This window comes from Mesorhizobium sp. M7A.F.Ca.US.011.01.1.1, assembly GCF_003998295.1.
In the GTDB taxonomy this organism is placed as follows: Bacteria; Pseudomonadota; Alphaproteobacteria; order Rhizobiales; family Rhizobiaceae; genus Mesorhizobium.
Genome location: NZ_RZRT01000267.1, coordinates 1 through 419, shown reverse-complemented (window position 1 = coordinate 419; position 419 = coordinate 1). Strand labels below are relative to the sequence as shown.

The window sequence follows — 419 nt, the reverse complement described above, 5'->3', positions numbered from 1 at the left end:
ATACAATTCCGACCCCGTCGCTCCTTCGTCACGGGCGGCTCGCCGCAGGGGAATGAAGGCCATCCTGCTTGCCTTTGGGCTCTGCGGGGTCGCCGCCCTGGGAGGGGCCGCGATCGGAAACTGGCCGGCCGTCGAGGTTGTTTCCGGACCCGTGATGCAGAAGATCGAGGATATCTCCGGAGCCGTGATGCAGAAGGCCGAGGATGTCTCCGGCGCCGTGGTGCACAAGGCCGCGGATGTCTCCGGAGCCGTGGTGCAGAAGGTCGCGGATGCCTCCGGAGCCGTGATGCAGAAGGTCGAGGATGCCTCCGGAGCCGTGGTGCAGAAGGTGTCTGCTGCTATCGATAGCTGGCAAGGACAACCGGTCCAAGCCACGGCCGAACCCTCTCGCGCGATCGTGTCGGGACCGTCTGCGGCGG

1 protein-coding gene is annotated in these 419 nt (G+C 66.1%); it reads left to right on the top strand.

Annotation, left to right across the window (positions count from 1 at the left end; all coding sequences use genetic code 11):
• Positions 1 to 52: 52 nt before the first annotated feature.
• On the top strand, positions 53 to 419 hold a 367-nt coding region (locus EOA13_RS37675), incomplete at its 3' end, for a hypothetical protein (RefSeq protein WP_164780705.1).